The organism is Paenibacillus sp. 32O-W (assembly GCF_007679495.1).
Lineage (GTDB): Bacteria > Bacillota > Bacilli > Paenibacillales > NBRC-103111 > Paenibacillus_L > Paenibacillus_L residui.
The window spans coordinates 1-275 of the sequence record NZ_VEGP01000216.1 but is presented as its reverse complement, the minus strand read 5'-3'; the positions used below and the strand labels follow the sequence as shown (position 1 = coordinate 275).

Annotated in this window: 1 pseudogene; it reads left to right on the top strand. The window is 44.4% G+C overall.

Going from position 1 to position 275, the window contains the following annotated elements:
* A pseudogene (locus FS806_RS26465) lies at nt 1-275 on the top strand (RNA-guided endonuclease InsQ/TnpB family protein); the annotation flags it as partial.

Here is a 275-nt window from a genome sequence, read left to right as displayed (position 1 = left end):
GATGCCTACAAGAAGATGTTCAAAGGACAATCCGGGAAACCGAAGTTCAAAAGCAGAAAACATTCAAAACCAGCATTATATAGCAGATATGACCGATTTAAAGCAGATGGAAACACGGTCTATCTGGAAAAGATCGGCTGGATACAAACCAGTGAACCGATTCCTCAATCAGGAGCATATAGCAACCCGCGAGTATCCTTTGACGGCAAGTATTGGTATGTGTCTATTGGTATCAGGCACGAGCAAGAGAAGTCCGAACTGACGGACGAGGTGAT